The 16392-nt window shown below is 62.9% G+C and carries 9 protein-coding genes; 7 read left to right on the top strand and 2 right to left on the bottom strand.

Annotated elements, in window-relative coordinates:
• The first annotated feature begins 181 nt into the window (after window positions 1-181).
• Both WA070_RS06540 and WA070_RS06535 read left to right on the top strand, forming a co-directional pair.
• Window positions 182-1429 carry an MFS transporter gene (locus WA070_RS06540; RefSeq protein WP_422633286.1) on the top strand — a complete coding sequence of 416 codons (1248 nt, stop codon included), beginning with the start codon at window positions 182-184 and terminating at the stop codon, window positions 1427-1429.
• Window positions 1426-3057 (top strand): glycoside hydrolase family 43 protein, encoded by a 1632-nt coding sequence (locus WA070_RS06535; protein WP_422633285.1) that lies wholly within the window; start codon window positions 1426-1428, stop codon window positions 3055-3057. The genes WA070_RS06540 and WA070_RS06535 overlap by 4 nt, the downstream gene beginning before the upstream one ends.
• Here WA070_RS06535 and WA070_RS06530 read toward each other — a convergent pair.
• Complete coding sequence (locus tag WA070_RS06530; RefSeq protein ID WP_422633284.1) at window positions 3021-4064, bottom strand: LacI family DNA-binding transcriptional regulator; 1044 nt, start codon at window positions 4062-4064, stop codon at window positions 3021-3023. The genes WA070_RS06535 and WA070_RS06530 overlap by 37 nt on opposite strands.
• A 305-nt stretch (window positions 4065-4369) precedes the next feature.
• On the opposite strand from WA070_RS06530, the gene WA070_RS06525 reads away from it, so the two are divergent.
• From WA070_RS06525 to WA070_RS06505, 5 genes are read left to right on the top strand one after another with little or no spacing between them, the layout of a single operon-like run.
• Complete coding sequence (locus tag WA070_RS06525; protein WP_422633283.1) at window positions 4370-6034, top strand: glycoside hydrolase family 43 protein; 1665 nt, start codon at window positions 4370-4372, stop codon at window positions 6032-6034.
• Between the two features lie 18 nt (window positions 6035-6052).
• Entirely contained in the window at window positions 6053-7621 is a 1569-nt protein-coding gene (locus WA070_RS06520; RefSeq protein WP_422633282.1) for a glycoside hydrolase 43 family protein, read from the top strand.
• Window positions 7622-7623: 2 nt separating this feature from the next.
• Window positions 7624-9969 (top strand): glycoside hydrolase family 95 protein, encoded by a 2346-nt coding sequence (locus WA070_RS06515; RefSeq protein ID WP_422633281.1) that lies wholly within the window; start codon window positions 7624-7626, stop codon window positions 9967-9969.
• Complete coding sequence (locus WA070_RS06510) at window positions 9966-11864, top strand: NPCBM/NEW2 domain-containing protein (RefSeq protein ID WP_422633280.1); 1899 nt, start codon at window positions 9966-9968, stop codon at window positions 11862-11864. Before WA070_RS06515 ends, WA070_RS06510 begins: the two co-directional genes overlap by 4 nt.
• Before the next feature lie 36 nt (window positions 11865-11900).
• Window positions 11901-14222 carry a glycoside hydrolase family 127 protein gene (locus WA070_RS06505; protein WP_422633279.1) on the top strand — a complete coding sequence of 774 codons (2322 nt, stop codon included), beginning with the start codon at window positions 11901-11903 and terminating at the stop codon, window positions 14220-14222.
• Window positions 14223-14248: 26 nt separating this feature from the next.
• On the opposite strand, the gene WA070_RS06500 is transcribed toward WA070_RS06505, so the two are convergent.
• Window positions 14249-16351 (bottom strand): alpha-L-arabinofuranosidase C-terminal domain-containing protein, encoded by a 2103-nt coding sequence (locus WA070_RS06500; RefSeq protein WP_422633278.1) that lies wholly within the window; start codon window positions 16349-16351, stop codon window positions 14249-14251.
• Window positions 16352-16392 lie beyond the last annotated feature (41 nt).

Below are 16392 nucleotides of genomic sequence, written 5' to 3'. Positions count from 1 at the left end.
TTAGCGCTAACAAGCCTATTGATAACTTCGCGCTTTATTGTCAATAGTCCGACAAGATAAGGTGATTGAGGATGACGCCCTTGACTGAAAAGACGGCATTGGCAGGGGCGGAACCGCATCGTCGGAGCGGTCGAACGTCGATCGCGCTTTGTTTCTACGTTAACGTTATCGGACGCACATCGTGACGAGCACGCGGATCGGAAAGATACGCTGGACCATCATCGGCCTGTTCGTGGGCGCGATGGTCATCAACTATCTGGCGCGGTCCGTGCTGGGCGTTGCCGCGCCGGTTATCCTGACCGAACAATCCATCAGCAACCAGCAATATGGATGGATCACCAGCGCCTTTCAGATCGGCGTCATGCTCCAGCCGCTGGCCGGATATTTCCTCGATAGCGTCGGGCTGCGCATCGGCTTTGCGATCTGCGTGGTGGCGTGGTCGCTCATCACCATGGCGCATGGTTTCGTCAACGGCTGGTTCGGCTTTGCTGCGCTACGCAGCCTGCTGGGCCTGGCCGAGGGTTCCGCGCAACCTGCCGGACAAAAGCTGGTTGCCGAATGGTTTCCTGCCAGGGAACGCGGCCTTGCGGGCGGCATCTATAATATCGGCGCGTCGTTGGGCGCCGTGTTTGCGCCACCGTTGGTCGCCTTCGCAGTCATGATGCATAGCTGGCGACTGGCGTTCATCATCGCCGGTGCGATCGGGCTTCTCTGGGCGCTGCTGTGGTTCTTCTATTATGAAACGCCTGCGCGCCACCGACGGCTGAGCGAGGGCGAGCGGGATTACATTCTCACCGGGCAGGAAGCACGGCTCGCGGCGCGCGCGGAAAAGCCGTCTTTTCTGGAACTGGCAAAGCGGCGCGATTTCTGGGGCATTGCCCTGCCGCGGATGCTGGCCGATCCGGTGTGGGGCATGCTGTCCTTCTGGATGCCGCTCTATCTGGCGCGGGTGCGCGGTTTCGATCTTGGCCAGATCGCGCTGTTCGCATGGCTTCCCTTTCTCGCCGCCGATCTTGGATGCCTGTTCGGCCCTGCCGTCGTCACCTTTCTCCAGCGGCGCAATGTCGACCTGATCGACGCCCGGCGATGGGCCTTCACATTGGGGGCCTTGATGATGACGAGCATGGCCTTTGTCGGCCTTGCAACCAATCCCTATGCAGCGATCGCACTGCTATGCATTGGCGGCTTTGCGCATCAGACGCTGTCCGTCACCGTCATCACCATGGCGTCCGACCTGTTCCGCCGCAATGAAGTCGCAACCGTGGCAGGCATGGCGGGCCTTGCCGGCAATCTGGGCGTGCTCGTCTTCACCCTGTTCCTGGGCCAGATGGTCGATGACGTCGGCTATGGTCCCTTCTTCATCCTGCTGGGCGTTCTCGACCTGCTCGGCGCTGTTCTTCTATGGACTTTGGTACGCAAGCCAGCATGACTACGATCTCCAATCCTATCATACGGGGCTTCAATCCCGATCCGTCGATCCTGCGCGTGGGCGATGATTTCTATATCGCCACGTCCACATTCGAATGGTTTCCCGGTGTCCAGATCCATCATAGTCGCGACCTGATCCACTGGCGGCTCGTCGGGCGTCCGCTCGCGCGCGCGGCGCAACTCGACATGCGCGGCGAACCGGATTCCTGCGGCGTGTGGGCGCCGGACCTCAGCTATGCCGATGGCCGTTTCTGGCTCATCTTCACCGACGTGAAACGCTATGGCGCGACGACCGTCAATGGCGCGCGGGGCGTGTCCCTGCGTGATTTCCCCAACTATGTCGTGACCTGCGACACAATCGACGGGGAATGGTCGGACCCGGTCCATCTCAACAGCAGCGGTTTCGATCCAGCGCTGTTCCACGATGATGACGGGCGCAGCTGGATGCTCAACATGCTGTGGGATCATCGGCCGGGACAGGGCCGTTTCGCCGGTATCCAGCTTCAGGAACTCGACCGGGCACGCATGGTGCTGATCGGGCAACCGGAACTGATCTATAAAGGCACGGAGCGTGGCTTTACCGAAGGGCCGCATCTCTACAAAAAAGACGGCTATTATCATCTGCTCGTCGCGGAAGGTGGCACCGGATGGGATCATGCCGTCGTTATGGCGCGATCGCGCACCCTATGTGGCCCTTATGAAGATCACCCGGACGGGGCCGTGTTGACGGGCGCGGGGCAGCGCGACATTCCGATCGCCCGGACCGGGCATGGCGACCTTGTCGAACTGGCCGATGGCACGACATGGCTCGCTTATCTGTGCGGCCGCCCCCTGCCGGGCCGCGAACGCTGTATCATGGGTCGGGAAACGGCGATCCAGCCGATGCGGTGGGATGACGATGGCTGGTTGCGCACGCTGACGGGGGACGCGCGTCCCGATCCTTGCCCGGTGGCGCCATCCCTGCCTTGGGCACCATGGCCCATCGAGCCATGGGACGGCAGTTTCAATAGTCCGACATTGCCAGATGATTTCCAATGGTTGCGCACACCCTTCCCCGACCGCTTGTTCAGCCTGACCGCACGGCCCGGCTGTCTGCGCCTTTATGGTCGTGAAACAGTGGGCAGCCTGTTCGAACAGGCACTGGTCGCGCGACGCCAGACCGATTTCCGCTTTACCGCGACCACATGCCTGTCGTTCGCGCCGCGCTGTTTCCAGCAGGCGGCTGGGCTGATCTATTATTATAACAGCACGAAATTCTACTATCTGCACATCAGCGCCGACGATGGCGTCCGGCAGCTTCAGTTGATGTCCGCATCCCCGGAATGGGAGGAAGGCACGACGCTGGACATCATCGCCCCCCTGCCCCCCGGCCCTATCGCGTTACGGACGGAGGTGGATGGCGACCAGTTGACCTTTGCCTGGCGCGCAGAAGAAGAGGAGGCGTGGCACATATTGCCGCGCACATATGATGCCAGCATCCTGTCCGACGAAGTCACCTATCCGGGCCTGCCCAACTTCACCGGCACCTTCGTCGGTATGGCCTGTCAGGATATGTCGGGCGCTGCAACGCCTGCCGACTTTGCGTCCTTTATTTATGAAGAGGTGGGCCTGAACACGCCGGTCGACTGACGCTGGACGATTTCATGGTCGAGGATATGTTCGCGCGGCACGCGTGACTTGCGCCCGTGCAGGCCGATCTCCGCGATCAGGAGACTGAGCGCTTCGGCGGCCAGCGCACGCACGGGCTGGCGAACCGTGGTGAGCGGCGGCCAGAGCGTGATCGCGGCGGTCGTATCGTCGAACCCGGCGACCGTCAGTTCGGTCGGCACATCGAGATGACGGCGATGCGCCACGGAAACCACTGCTGCGGCCATATCGTCATTGCTGGCAAAGATCGCGGTTGGTGGCTTGGCCGCGCCCAGAAGCTGCTCCGCCGCCGCAAGGCCGGACATATAGGTGAAGTCACCCTGCGCCACCTGAACATCCACGCCGCCGGTTTCGCGCACAGCCGCGTAGAATCCCGCCATGCGTTCCGCGCTGGCCGCCTGATCCGGGTTGCCCAGGATGAAGCCCAGTCGCCGGTGGCCAAGATCGAGCAGATGCCGCGTCATTTCATAGGCAGCGGCGCGATCGTCGATGCGTACGCAGATCGTGTCGGGCGATTGATAGGCGCCGACCGCAGCTATGATGCAGCCTGCGTCGCGCAGGACGCGCAGGACTTCGGGCGCTTCGCCCAGCGGCGGTGCGAGCAGGATTCCGCTGATCCGGGACGCGGCCATATCCTCCAGCGCGGCGGTGGGCGGCGGCCCACCCCCTTCCCCCTTGAGCAGGACGAGGCGCGCGCCACGGGCCGATGCTTCTTCGAACACGCCGGTCAGAAAATCGCTCATGAATGCGGCGCTGGGGTTGGAGTAGATGACGCCGATGCGCAGCTCGCTCGACGTCACCAGATTACGCGCCGCAACATTGGGCGTGTAGGACAGCGCCTTGATCGCCTCCTCCACCGCCGCGCGGGTATCGGCGCTGACACCGGAGCGGCCGTTCATGACGCGCGATACCGTCATGGACGATACGCCTGCACGCGCGGCAACATCGACGATGGTCGCCCCTCGTGCCGGATGATCCGATCTCGCCATCTTGCCCCCTTCTTACCGTTTCCGCCGATCGAGCCGAGCTGGAAACGAACGGCGTCCACCATAGTGAACACCACATATATTGCCATTCCTGCGCGCTTCTCCCCTTGGGCCATTATAGCGGATTTGTCGATTGTCGCTTCACCGAACATCGCAGGCAGCCGTCAATTTTATTGTAGGAGTTATTGACCTGCTTTCTGCTTTCGGTAGGATCGCAGCAGGGAAGCCAAGCGCCTCGACAATGACACATGTTAGCGTTATCAGTTGCGCCAATCGCAGGAAAACAGGCGGTGATGGGAGAGAATGGAATGGCATATCGGACTTTGGCACTTGCGGCGCTGTCGCTTCCGCTCCTGTCGCTGGCCGCTGCCCCGGCGCAGGCCGACCCAGCACGGTTCGAGCGTTTCACCTATCAGGGGCAGGAACCGGGCGCGCGCGCTCCCAGGGCAGGAGAATATCGCAATCCCATCCTGTCGGGCTATTATCCCGACCCGTCCGTGACCCGCGTGGGCGACGACTATTATCTCGTCAATTCCTCCTTCGCTCATTATCCCGGCCTGCCGATCTTCAAATCGAAGGATCTGGTGAACTGGACCCAGATCGGCAATGCGATCGATCGGCCCGAACAGCTGGATTTCAACGGTCGCCGCATATCGGAAGCCGTGTTCGCACCCGACATCAGCTTTCACGGCGGTATCTTTTACATCGTCAATACCTGCGTCGAATGTAAGGGCAATTTCGTCATCACCGCCAAAGACCCGGCAGGGCCATGGTCCAACCCGATCTGGTTGCCGTTCGAGGGTATCGACCCGTCCATCTATTGGGAGGGTGACAAGGCCTATATCGTCAACAATCGCGCGCCTGATGAACCGCCCCGCTATTCCGGGCATCGCGCCATCTGGATTCAGGAATATGACTGGCGCGCTGGCAAGATGGTCGGTCCCAGCACGCAGTTGATCAATGGCGGCGTAGACATCAGTAAAAAGCCCGTCTGGATCGAAGGGCCGCATATCTTCCAAAAGGGCGGCTATTATTATCTGACCGCAGCCGAGGGCGGCACCAGCGTCAATCATTCGCAGGTCGTGCTGCGATCCAAGGATTTGCGCGGCCCCTATATCCCCTATGCGAACAACCCGATCCTGACCCAGCGCGACCTGGACCCCAAGCGTCCGAATTTCATAGGATCGGCGGGCCATGCGACGCTGGTCGAAACGCAAAATGGCGACTGGTGGGCGACGTTCCTGGCCGTGCGCCCCTATGCCGACGACTATTATAATATCGGGCGTGAGACATTCCTGCTGCCGGTGACGTGGAAGGACGGCTGGCCGATCATCCTGCCCAAGGGAGAAGCGATCCCCCATATCGTCAAGGCACCACGCCTGCCCGCCCGGCCCAAGCCCGCACTGCCGACCAGCGGCAATTTTGCCTACACCGACGAGTTCAACGGCAATAGTCTGTCGATGCAGTGGATCGGCATCCGCACCCCGCATCAGCCCTTCTATCGCCTAGTCGGCGGCGCGCTGGAACTGGATAGCGGAGCGGCGATCGGCGACCTGAACGGCGTGCCTGGCTTCGTCGGACGGCGGCAGCAGCATGAAAATGCTACCATATCCACGACGCTGCGCTACACGCCGATCAAGGATGGCGACCGTGCGGGGCTGGCCGCCGTGCAGAGCGACCGCAGCAATATCTTCTTCGGCCTGACCCGGATCGCGGGCAAGCCGGTGGTGGCGCTCTACACCCGCGATGCGGCGGATGCCGATACGCTGGTCGCGTCAGCGCCGATCGCCGTCACAGGCCCGGTGACGCTGACCATTCGCGCCACCGGCGGCACGCTGGCGTTCGATTATGGCGTCAAGGGAGCTAAGAAGACGCTCAAGGCCGGGCTGGATGCGACATTGCTCAGCACCAGGAAGGCGGGCGGCTTCGTCGGCACGGTCGTTGGTCCCTATCATTACACGCCCGCTGACTGAGGGCCGGAGAGTATGACGATGCCCCGTTCCCCCGCTTTGCGCGCCGGTCTTGCCATGGCGGCGCTGGCACTTGGCTCCACCCTTTCCGCGCAGGTGTGGCGTTCCGATCAGGGGGACGGCACCTATCGCAATCCGGTATTGTTCGCCGATTATCCCGATCCCGACATCATCCGCGTGGGTGAAGATTTCTATTTCGTCACGACAACCTTCGCCAATGCACCGGGCGTCACCATCCTCCATTCCAGGGATCTGGTGAACTGGCGCATCGTCACCCATGTGGTCGACCGGCTGGACGGCGACCCGCGCTACGACCTGAAAAATGGCGGCGATTATCGGCACGGCTTCTATGCCGCCAGCCTGCGCTTTCACGAAGGCCTCTTCTACCTTGCGGTGACGCCGGTGGGGCACAAGACGCGCATCTATCGATCGGCGAAGATCGACGGGCCATGGACGTATAAGGAGTTGGACCGCGAAGCCTTCGACCCGGCGCTGTTCATTGATGGCGACGGCACGGCCTATCTCGGCACGTCGATCGGCACCGATGGCACGGTGACGCTGCTGACGCTGAACAAAGATCTGTCCGCCGTCACCGCTGTGCGCAAAACCTATTATAACAAGGGTGCGGAAGGATCGAAGATCATCCGGCACAAGGGCTGGTATTATCTGTTCAATTCCATTCCCGGCAAGCTGGCGATGACGGTATCGCGGTCACGCAGCTTGTGGGGACCATGGGAAACCAAGGCTTCGATCGACGATACGACCGGCGGGCATCAGGGCGCGATGGTCGATATGCCCGATGGTAGCTGGTATGGCTTCGTCATGGTCGACAAGGGCGCGATCGGACGCATGACCAATATCAGCCCGATCTTCTGGAAGGACGACTGGCCATATTGGGGCACGCCCGACAAGCCCGATCATGTCCCCGACCGATCGCGCAAGCCGATTCAGGGCCATCCCTTCGTTGAACCCCCTTCGTCCGACGATTTCTCTGCGTCCCAGCTGGGACTGCAATGGCAATGGAACCATAATCCCGACGATAGCAAATGGTCGCTGACGCAGCGTCCCGGTTTCCTGCGCCTGCACGCGACGCAGGCCGACGGCATATGGAGTGCGCGCAACACGCTGACGCAAAAAACACAGGGACCACGGATGCGCGGCGTCGTCAAAATAGACACAAGCGGCATCAAGGCTGGCGACCTGTGCGGGTTTGGCAGTTTTGGGAAATATAATGCCCAGCTTGCCGTCGCGGGTGGTGCGAAGGGCGCACAGGCGCTGCGTGTCCAGTTGACGGAGTCCACCACCAATGGTCCCCGCACGCAGGTGATCGTCCCTTCGCAGCCGATCAAGGCGCGCACGCTATGGCTGCGCACCGACATGGATTTCGACGCCAAACAGGGCCGCTTTGCCTATAGCATGGACAATCGACGCTGGACGGATATTGGCGGCACTTTCCCGCTCGCCTTCGACTGGCGCACGGGGACATTTCAGGGGCAGCAAATTGCCCTGTCCTGCTATAATCCCACCGGCAGGGGCGGCTATCTCGACGTGGACGATTTCACCCTGTCGCCCCTGCCCGCCGGGTCGTAAGGATGACCGTTAGCAGGCGCGAAGCAGGTCTGGGTCTGGCCGCAGGCACGCTGGCTCTGGCGGCTGGACCGGCGCGCGCGGCCAGCGGGGCGGCGCCGCCTGCCGGGCCACTCGCACTGTGGTATCGCCAGCCTGCAAGCGTGTGGACGGAGGCGCTGCCGCTGGGCAATGGCCGCGTGGGCGCGATGGTCTTTGGCGGCACGGGGCAGGAGCGCGTGCAACTGAACGAAAGCACGCTCTGGTCGGGGCAGCCCTATGATCCGGTGAACCCGCAGGCCAGAGCGATGCTGCCGCAGATACGGGCGCTGATCTTCGCGGGCAAGATCGCGGAGGCGGAGGCGCTGGCCAACCGCACGGTGATGGCCAAGCCACTGGGACAAATGGCTTATCAGACGCTGGGCGATCTGGCGCTCGACTTTTCGGGGCTGGGGGAGGTCAGCGCCTATCGGCGCGATCTGGACATCGACAGCGCGATCGCGACGACCCGTTTCACGGCGGGCGGCGTAACTCATGTACGGCAAGTCGTCGCCTCACCCACCGATCAGGTCGTGGCCGTCCGCCTGACTGCCTCCGGTGCGGGCAATCTGGACGTCGATATCGGCCTGCGCTCGCCGCAGCGCGATGTGGTGGTGGTGCAGGACGGATCATCGGGGCTGCTGATGACCGGGCGCAATGGCGCAACCATGGGCATCGAGGGTGGCCTGCGCTTTGCCGCGCGCTTGTCTGCGCGGGTGGAGGGCGGGACCATCAACCACGCGCCTGATGGCAGGTTGCGCGTCCGGGGGGCGAAGGCGGTGACGCTGACCATTGCCATGGGAACCAGCTTTCGCCGCTTTGACGACATCGGCGGCGATCCCGTCGCAGACACGGCCGCCGTCATTGCAAAAGCCCGCCGCCGCCCCTTTGCGCGCATCGCCGCCGATACCGCCGTCGCGCATCAGCGACTGTTCCGCCGTGTCGCCATCGACCTTGGCGCCACGCCCGCCGCAGCGCTGCCGACCGACGAGCGCATCGCAGCGTCGCAGACCAGTGACGATCCGGCGCTCGCCGCGCTGTATTTCCAATATGGCCGCTATCTGCTGATCGCCTCGTCGAGACCCGGTGGTCAGCCCGCCAATCTTCAGGGCTTGTGGAACGACAGCCTGAAACCGGCGTGGGGATCGAAATATACGATCAACATCAATACGCAGATGAATTATTGGCCCGCCGAGCCGACAGGGCTGGCCGAATGTGTAGAGCCGCTGGTCGCGATGGTGCGCGAACTGGCTGTCACGGGCACGCGGACGGCGCGGGACATGTATGGCGCGCGCGGTTGGGTCGCGCATCATAACACCGACCTGTGGCGCGCGACGGCACCGATCGACGGGGCGCAGTTTGGCCTGTGGCCCATGGGCGGCGCGTGGCTGTGTATCCATTTGTGGGACCATTATGACTATGGCCGCGACCCCGCTTACCTGACGTCCATCTATCCCTTGATGGCCGGTGCGGCGCGGTTTTTCCTAGACACGCTGCAATCCGATCCGACGACTGGCTTCCTCGTCACCAATCCGTCGATGAGTCCCGAAAACCCCCATGGCCATGGCGGCACCATCTGCGCCGGGCCGACGATGGACATGGCCATATTACGCGATCTGTTCGACCGGACGCGTGAAGCCGCGACGATTTTGGGCACCGACACCGCCCTGATCGCGGAGATCCGCGCCGCCCGCGCGCGGCTCGCCCCTTACAAGGTCGGGCGGCAGGGCCAGTTGCAGGAATGGCAGCAGGATTGGGACGGTGACGCGCCTGAGCAAAATCATCGCCATGTGTCGCATCTCTATGGCCTGCATCCCTCGCACCAGATCACGCCGGGAGAGACGCCTGCGCTCGCTGCCGCCGCGCGCCGGACGCTGGACATACGCGGTGACCGTGCGATGGGCTGGGCGACGGCGTGGCGCATCAACCTGTGGGCGCGGTTGCGCGATGGGGATCGTGCCCATGCCATATTGCGCTTCCTGCTGGGACCGGAACGCACCTATCCCAATATGTTCGACGCGCACCCGCCCTTCCAGATCGACGGCAATTTCGGCGGCGCGGCGGGGATCGTGGAAATGATGATGGACAGCCATGGCGACACGATCCACCTGTTGCCCGCCCTGCCGCGCGCGTGGGCGACGGGACACATCATGGGCCTGCGCGCGCGCGGTCGCTGCACCATCGATCTGTGGTGGCAGGATGGCCAGTTCCTTCGGGCAAGCCTGCGCCCCGCCATGGACGGGCAAAGGACCGTCCGTCTTGGCGAGCGTCATCGCCTCCTAACCTTGAAAGCCGGGACGCCGGTTGCACTGACAATGAAAGATTTCGCATGACCCTGTTCCGCCGCCTGCTGCCCCTCGCCGCGCTGTGCGCCAGTACCGCCCTGTCGGCGCAGACCGCTGATCCGCTTGCGCCCACGGGTCGCTGGAGCGCCTATCAGGGCGGGCGTGCCGACCTGCCGCCTATGGGGTGGAACAGCTGGAACGCGTTCCAGACGGAGATTGACGAGGAAAAGCTGCTTGGGTCTGCGCAGCGCATCATCGATACGGGGCTGGCCAAAAAAGGATATAGCCATATCAACATCGACGATGGCTGGTGGCTGAAACGCCGCACCGGGGACGGCAAGCTGATTATCCGCGCCGACAAATTCCCGTCCGCCCGCACTGGCAAGGGCGATCCCTCTTTCCGTCCCCTGACCGACAGGCTGCATGCCATGGGCTTCAAGGCGGGCATTTATTCCGACCTTGGCCGCAACAGTTGTTCGCAGGCCTATTCGACCGGTCCCGCCCAATTGCCCGAAGGCAACGTGGCTGAACGTGAAGTCGGCCTCTATGGCCATATCGATCAGGACATCCGCCTGTTTTTCGCCGACTGGGGGTTCGACGCGATCAAGGTCGATGGCTGCGGCATCCGCGCTTTTGCAGCGGACGAGGAGCGGGTGACGAGCGGGCGTTTTCGTGCGCTCACCCCGCTGATCGACCAGACGTCGATCACCCGGTCGAACGTCCCGGCGGTCAAGGCGCTGTTTTCCGACATCAACCAGTCGCTTGTCCGCCATAATGCCGACGGCGACTATATGCTGTCGCTGTGCATCTGGGGCAGCGCGAACGTGCGCGCCTGGGGCAAGGATGTCGGCAATATTTCGCGCACCAGCGATGATATTTCAGCCCACTGGGCCAGGATGCTGACCAATTATGACAGTGCCGTGCGCCGCGCCTTTTACGCCCATCCCGGATCGTGGAACGACCCCGACATGCTGTTCATCGGCGCGGGCGATTTTGATGCGCAACACCTGACCGAGGCGCGGTCGCACTTTGCGCTGTGGGCGATGATGAACGCGCCGCTGCTTATCGGCGCGGATCTGCGCACGACGCCCAAGGCGCTGATCGACATATTCGGCAATGCTGAGCTGATCGCCCTCAATCAGGATCCGGCGGGCAATCAGGCCGTGCTGGCCTTCGACAGCAGCGAGTTGCAGATTCTGGTCAAGACGCTCGCCAATGGCGAGAAGGCAGTCGCGCTGTTCAATCGCGGGCTGGCGCCGGTGGATGCCGTGCTGACCGCCGATCATCTGAAATTCCGCAGCGATCGCACTGTCGCTCTGACCGACCTGTGGAGCGGAGCCAGGAGCGATTTTACCAAAGAGGTAAAATTTAAGGTTGCACCGCGCCAGACTTTGGTTTTCCGCGCGGCGGGCGAACGCGCGCTGGCCGATGGCCTCTATCTTTCGGAACAACCGGGCAGCGTCAATCCGGCCGTGGACGGCACGGTCCACCCACAGCCCGACCATAATGTCTATCGCTCCATTCCCGGATGGCGCGGGACGCGGGGGATAGGCGAGCGGCCAATCTATGCAGGCTGGGGCGGCGCGATGCCGGATGCGACGCCCTATGACCAGCCGCTGTTCGTCGGGGGCAAGGGCTTTGCATCGGGCGTCGGCGTGCTGGCCAATTCGCGGCTGGAGGTGCGCAACAAGGGCTTTGCCGGTTTCGCCGCCAGCGTCGGCGTGGACGACAGCGCGCTCGACGGCGCGCAGTCGGTGCGCTTTTTCCTTTATGGCAATGGCAAGCTGCTCGCCAGTACGCCCCCCATGCGGCGTGGCGATGCGCCACGGTCGTTGGCGGCGGACGTAAAGGGCATCGACCTGATCGAACTCGTCACGCGCGCCGAAGGGGCTAAGGGCAATGCGGTGCCCGTCACATGGGGCGACGCGGCGCTGCGCCGCTGACATACCCACCGTAAAAGCGAACCAGAAAGGATCCCGATGCATTATCCAGTCACCCGTCGCGCTTTATTGTCGTCGGCCAGTCTGCTGCTACCCCTGACGCCCGTCCTGGCGAAGGCAGCACCGCGCCGATCACAACGCGCCGAGCCAGTTGCCAGCCGCCACGTCATGCTCAAGCCCTCGCCCTTTGCGGACGCGATGGCAGCGAACCGGCGCTATCTGCTGTCGCTCGATGCCGATCGGCTGCTGCATAATTTCTACACCTCGGCAGGATTGCCAGCGCCCGCGCCAGTTTACGGCGGCTGGGAAAGCGACAGCATCGCCGGGCATACGATGGGCCACTGGCTGTCGGCCATGTCGCTGATGATCGCCAATAGCGGCGACGGCGAACTGACGGCGAAGCTGGACAGCGCGCTTGCCTCCATGCAGCGGATACAGCAGGCCGAAGGGGACGGCTATCTGGGCGGCATGACCGTCATGCGCGACGGTCACTATGTGCCTTGCAAGATCGTGTTCGAGGAATTGCGGCGTGGCGAGATCCGCACGACATGGGAACTGAACGGCGCATGGGTGCCCATCTATGCGCTGCACAAGATCGTCGCGGGCCTGATCGACGCGCATCAACTGGCGGGTCGCAAGGCCGCCCTGCCAATCGCGATCGGCGTGGCTGGCTATTTCGCGACCATCGTGGAAGCACTGTCCGACGAACAGGTGCAGCAGATATTGTCGGTCGAACATGGCGGCATTTTGGAAAGCTATGCCGAACTCTATGCGCTGACCGGCAATCCGCGCTGGCTGTCGGTTGCGAAGAGGCTGCGCCATCATTCAGTGGTCGATCCGCTGATGCGCGGCGAAGACAAGCTGGCCGGGCTGCACGCCAACACGCAGATCCCCAAGGTCATCGGCCTCGCGCGCCTGTATGAAGTCGGCGGCGATGCGCATGATGCCGACGCCGCGCGCTTCTTCCACCGCACGGTCCTGAACCGCCACAGCTATGTCATCGGCGGCAATTCGGAACGCGAACATTTCGGCCAGCCCGATCATCAGGGCGAACAACTGACCACCGCGACCTGCGAAGCGTGCAACAGCTATAATATGCTCAAGCTCACCCGCCATCTGTTCAGCTGGTCGCCGACGGCCGACTGGTTCGATTATTATGAACGCACACAGTTTAACCATATGCTTGCCCATCAGCGCCCCGACACCGGGCAGTTCGTCTATTTCATGCCGATGGAGGGCGGTGCGAAGCGGGATTATTCGACGCCGGAAAACAGTTTCTGGTGCTGCGTCGGATCAGGCATGGAAAGCCACGCCAAACATGCCGACTCCATCTACTGGCGCGACGGATCGACTCTGTTCGTCAACCTGTTCGTGCCATCGACGCTGGATATGCCCGGCGGCATGAAGATCGATCTGGACACACGCTATCCGCAGGATGGCGCGGTCGCGCTGACGGTGGCGCGTGCGCCGCGCCATGCGACCACGATCGCGATCCGCCGCCCCGCCTGGGCGACCGGTGCGACCGTCGCGCTGAACGGAAACCCGCTGACGCTGGAGCCGCAGGATGGATATTGGCGCATCGACCGGCGCTGGCGCGCGGGCGACCGGATTGCGCTGTCCATTCCGATGACATTGCGGTCGGAGCCATTGTCGGGTGCGCCGGACACCTTTGCCTATATGAGCGGTCCGCTGGTCCTCGCCGCCGATCTGGCCCCGGCGGGCACGCGCTTCGACGGCCCTGCCCCGGCGCTGCTGGTCAGGGGCGCCGTGCAGGATACGCTCACCGCACTGTCCGATCGCCCGCACCATTATCGCGCGACCGACGTGCTGGGGCAGCAGCATGACATCGTGCCCTTTTTCCCGCTCTACGACCGCCGTGCTGCCGTCTATTTCCGCACCTTCACGCCACAAAGCTGGGCGGCGGGGCGTCAGGATTATATGGCGGCGGAAGCCGACCGCGCCGATCTGGCCCGCCGCACGATCGACATTTTCCACATCGGCGAAATGCAGCCTGAACGCGACCATGCCCTCACCGCCACCGCAGGCGCAGGCGGCGAATTTTACGGCAAAAAGAACCGGTCCCTGCCGCAAGGCGCGCAGATGCAGTTCACTATCCAGCGTCGGCCCGGCCCAGCCATGCTTCAGATCACTTATTGGGGCAACGACACCGACCGCGACATGGCGATTGCCGTCGATGGGCAGGAAATCGCGGTCGAGCGGCGGAAAATGCGCAAACAGAATGAATGGGTGGTCGTGGATTATCCGCTCAAACCCACGCGCAACACCCAATCGACCGTGACGCTGACCGCGCGCAAGGGCGACAGCAAAATCTATGGCGTGCGCAGTCTGGAGGCGCGCTGACCGGCACGCCTCCAGACGCCGATCGATCAGCGCGCGGCAGCGCTGTCGATCGGATATTCGAACACGGACGTGGACAGGGGCGGCACGGTCAGCGTCCTGCCCAATGCCGGAACCTTCGCCTGGGCGATCGTGACGCCGGGCTTCGCACCAACTTTGTTCGCGGCGGACAGGGATTTGGCGGTGATCCGCCAGACCTTGCCCTGCCCGCGTGTGCGCCGGCCGGTCAGGTCGATGCCCATGCTCTGCGTCTTGAACGTGGCATTGACGACGCCGATGCGCAGGCTTTTACCATCCGCGCTGAGCGCCGCGACCATATCGAGCGGATAGGTCGCGCTGCCCGCCTTTACCTGCGGATGGGCGGAACCCACCACATGTTTGGGATCAGGCTGTGGCACATTACCATCGAGCGCGACCGGCACGGTGCCAGTGCCGAAATGTTCGCCATAGAGTTTGAAGACGAGACCTGTCGTGTTCAACACAGCGTCGGTCGGCGTGATGTCCATCGTCGATGCGCCCGAAGTAAACGCCGCCATCCGCAGAAAGTCCGTGTGGCGCAGCATTTCCTGAATGACCATGGAGTAAGCGAGCGCTGATTTCAGCGTTGCGCCATCCTTGGCCATATAGGCATATTCGTCCATCGACATGAAAATGCCCTTGCCGTCATTCGCCGTCGCGATGGCCGGGAATTTCTGCTGATAGATTTTCCATTCCTCCGCCTTCATACGCACATGGTTGGATGGCGATCGGGCAAATTCGATCAGTTCTTCGTCCGCTGGCGCTTCGGGGCGTTCCTCACCCCGGTCGTACCAATGTTCGGTAATGCCATCGAACGTGCCCATCGCATCGGCAAAAAAGCCGCCCGTCCAATCCTCTTCGGTGCCGAACTTGTGCTGGATGCTTTGCAGCGACGGATTTTCCTTCACGTCACGGGGATGCAGCTGGTCGGGCATCGCGCCGGATGCGATCAGGGTGATGCCCGGCTCCTTCGCCCGCATCGCGGCGGCGAACTCCTTATGCTTCATCAGATAATAGGCCAGCGACGTCTTGCCGATCTGCCACCAGCCATAGGGTTCGTTGCCGATATTCCACCATGTCACGCCATAAGGCGCGGGGTGCCCATTGGCCGCGCGCTTTGCGCCCCATTCGCTGGTTGCCGCGCCGTTCAGATACTCGACCTCTTCCGCCGCCGAATTGGCGTCGCCAAGGCCCGCATTGACCGTGACATAGGGTTCGACGTTCAGAATACGCGTCAATTCCATCCATTCGTCCATGCCTATGTCGTTGGTCTGCATCGCGCTCCACGCATAATCGAACATCGGCACCCGCTTGTCGCGCGGTCCCAATGCCTGATGCCAGTCCCAGTTGGACAGGAAATTACCGCCGGGCAGCCGCCACATGCCCGAATTGAGCGATTTGGCGATCGCGGTCGTATCGGCGCGCCAGCCGTTGATATTGTCCGCAGGCATCAGCGACACGGCCCCCACGCGGAAACGCCCGCTACCCGTGCCCGTCACCTCCAGCCGTGCGTCGCTCGACGCCTTGTCAGCGGTAAAGCCAAAGGGCAGTTCGGCCCAGCCCGTCGATGGCGTGGGCAGCGTCACCACCTGCCGGTCGCGCGGGCCTTCCCCCCATATCAGCGCAACCTGCACACTCGCGGTCGGATCGCCACTCATCTGGATGCGACCGACATAGGATTTGCCCGCGACAACCGACATGCCGCCCTGCATCATGCCGCGCGGCGTCGTGCCTGACAGCGTGACCACCGGGCTATGCTTGCCCACGAAGGGCATGGCTGCGTCCATGGCGACTGCATCCTCACCGCCGATTGGCCGCCACTTGCGAAACACAGGCGCGGGGCGTCCCTCCACTGTGTCGGGCACCTTCTCATCCTGGCCCTCCACCCGCACGGGATAATGGAATTTGCGGTCGTCCAGCATTTCCGCCCACAGGGTCCGGTTGACCAGCCCGCCAATGGGTTCGATGAACATGCCATACTCATGGCGCGTGACCGCAGCGCTCGTGCGGTTCGTGTCGATCTGCACGCGGATGGCCTGTGCATGCGCCACCCCGACGCTCGCGGCCGTCAACGCCAGCCAGCAGCCAGCCTTCAAAAAATGCGTATGGCGCATGCTCTTATCCTCTCCTGTCGGGAACATGGGCTATCGATGCA

Origin of the sequence: Sphingobium sp., assembly GCF_049304695.1 — a bacterium.
GTDB lineage: Bacteria > Pseudomonadota > Alphaproteobacteria > Sphingomonadales > Sphingomonadaceae > Sphingobium.
The sequence above is the reverse complement of the archived record's forward strand: the minus strand, read 5'-3'. Positions and strand labels throughout refer to the sequence as shown.

Coding starts and splice junctions, on each gene's coding strand:
- WA070_RS06530 (WP_422633284.1), bottom strand. CDS start 4,064: ATGGCGAGATCGGATCATCCGGCACGAGGGGCGACCATCGTCGATGTT.
- WA070_RS06520 (WP_422633282.1), top strand. CDS start 6,053: ATGCCCCGTTCCCCCGCTTTGCGCGCCGGTCTTGCCATGGCGGCGCTG.
- WA070_RS06505 (WP_422633279.1), top strand. CDS start 11,901: ATGCATTATCCAGTCACCCGTCGCGCTTTATTGTCGTCGGCCAGTCTG.
- WA070_RS06515 (WP_422633281.1), top strand. CDS start 7,624: ATGACCGTTAGCAGGCGCGAAGCAGGTCTGGGTCTGGCCGCAGGCACG.
- WA070_RS06535 (WP_422633285.1), top strand. CDS start 1,426: ATGACTACGATCTCCAATCCTATCATACGGGGCTTCAATCCCGATCCG.
- WA070_RS06500 (WP_422633278.1), bottom strand. CDS start 16,351: ATGCGCCATACGCATTTTTTGAAGGCTGGCTGCTGGCTGGCGTTGACG.
- WA070_RS06525 (WP_422633283.1), top strand. CDS start 4,370: ATGGCATATCGGACTTTGGCACTTGCGGCGCTGTCGCTTCCGCTCCTG.
- WA070_RS06510 (WP_422633280.1), top strand. CDS start 9,966: ATGACCCTGTTCCGCCGCCTGCTGCCCCTCGCCGCGCTGTGCGCCAGT.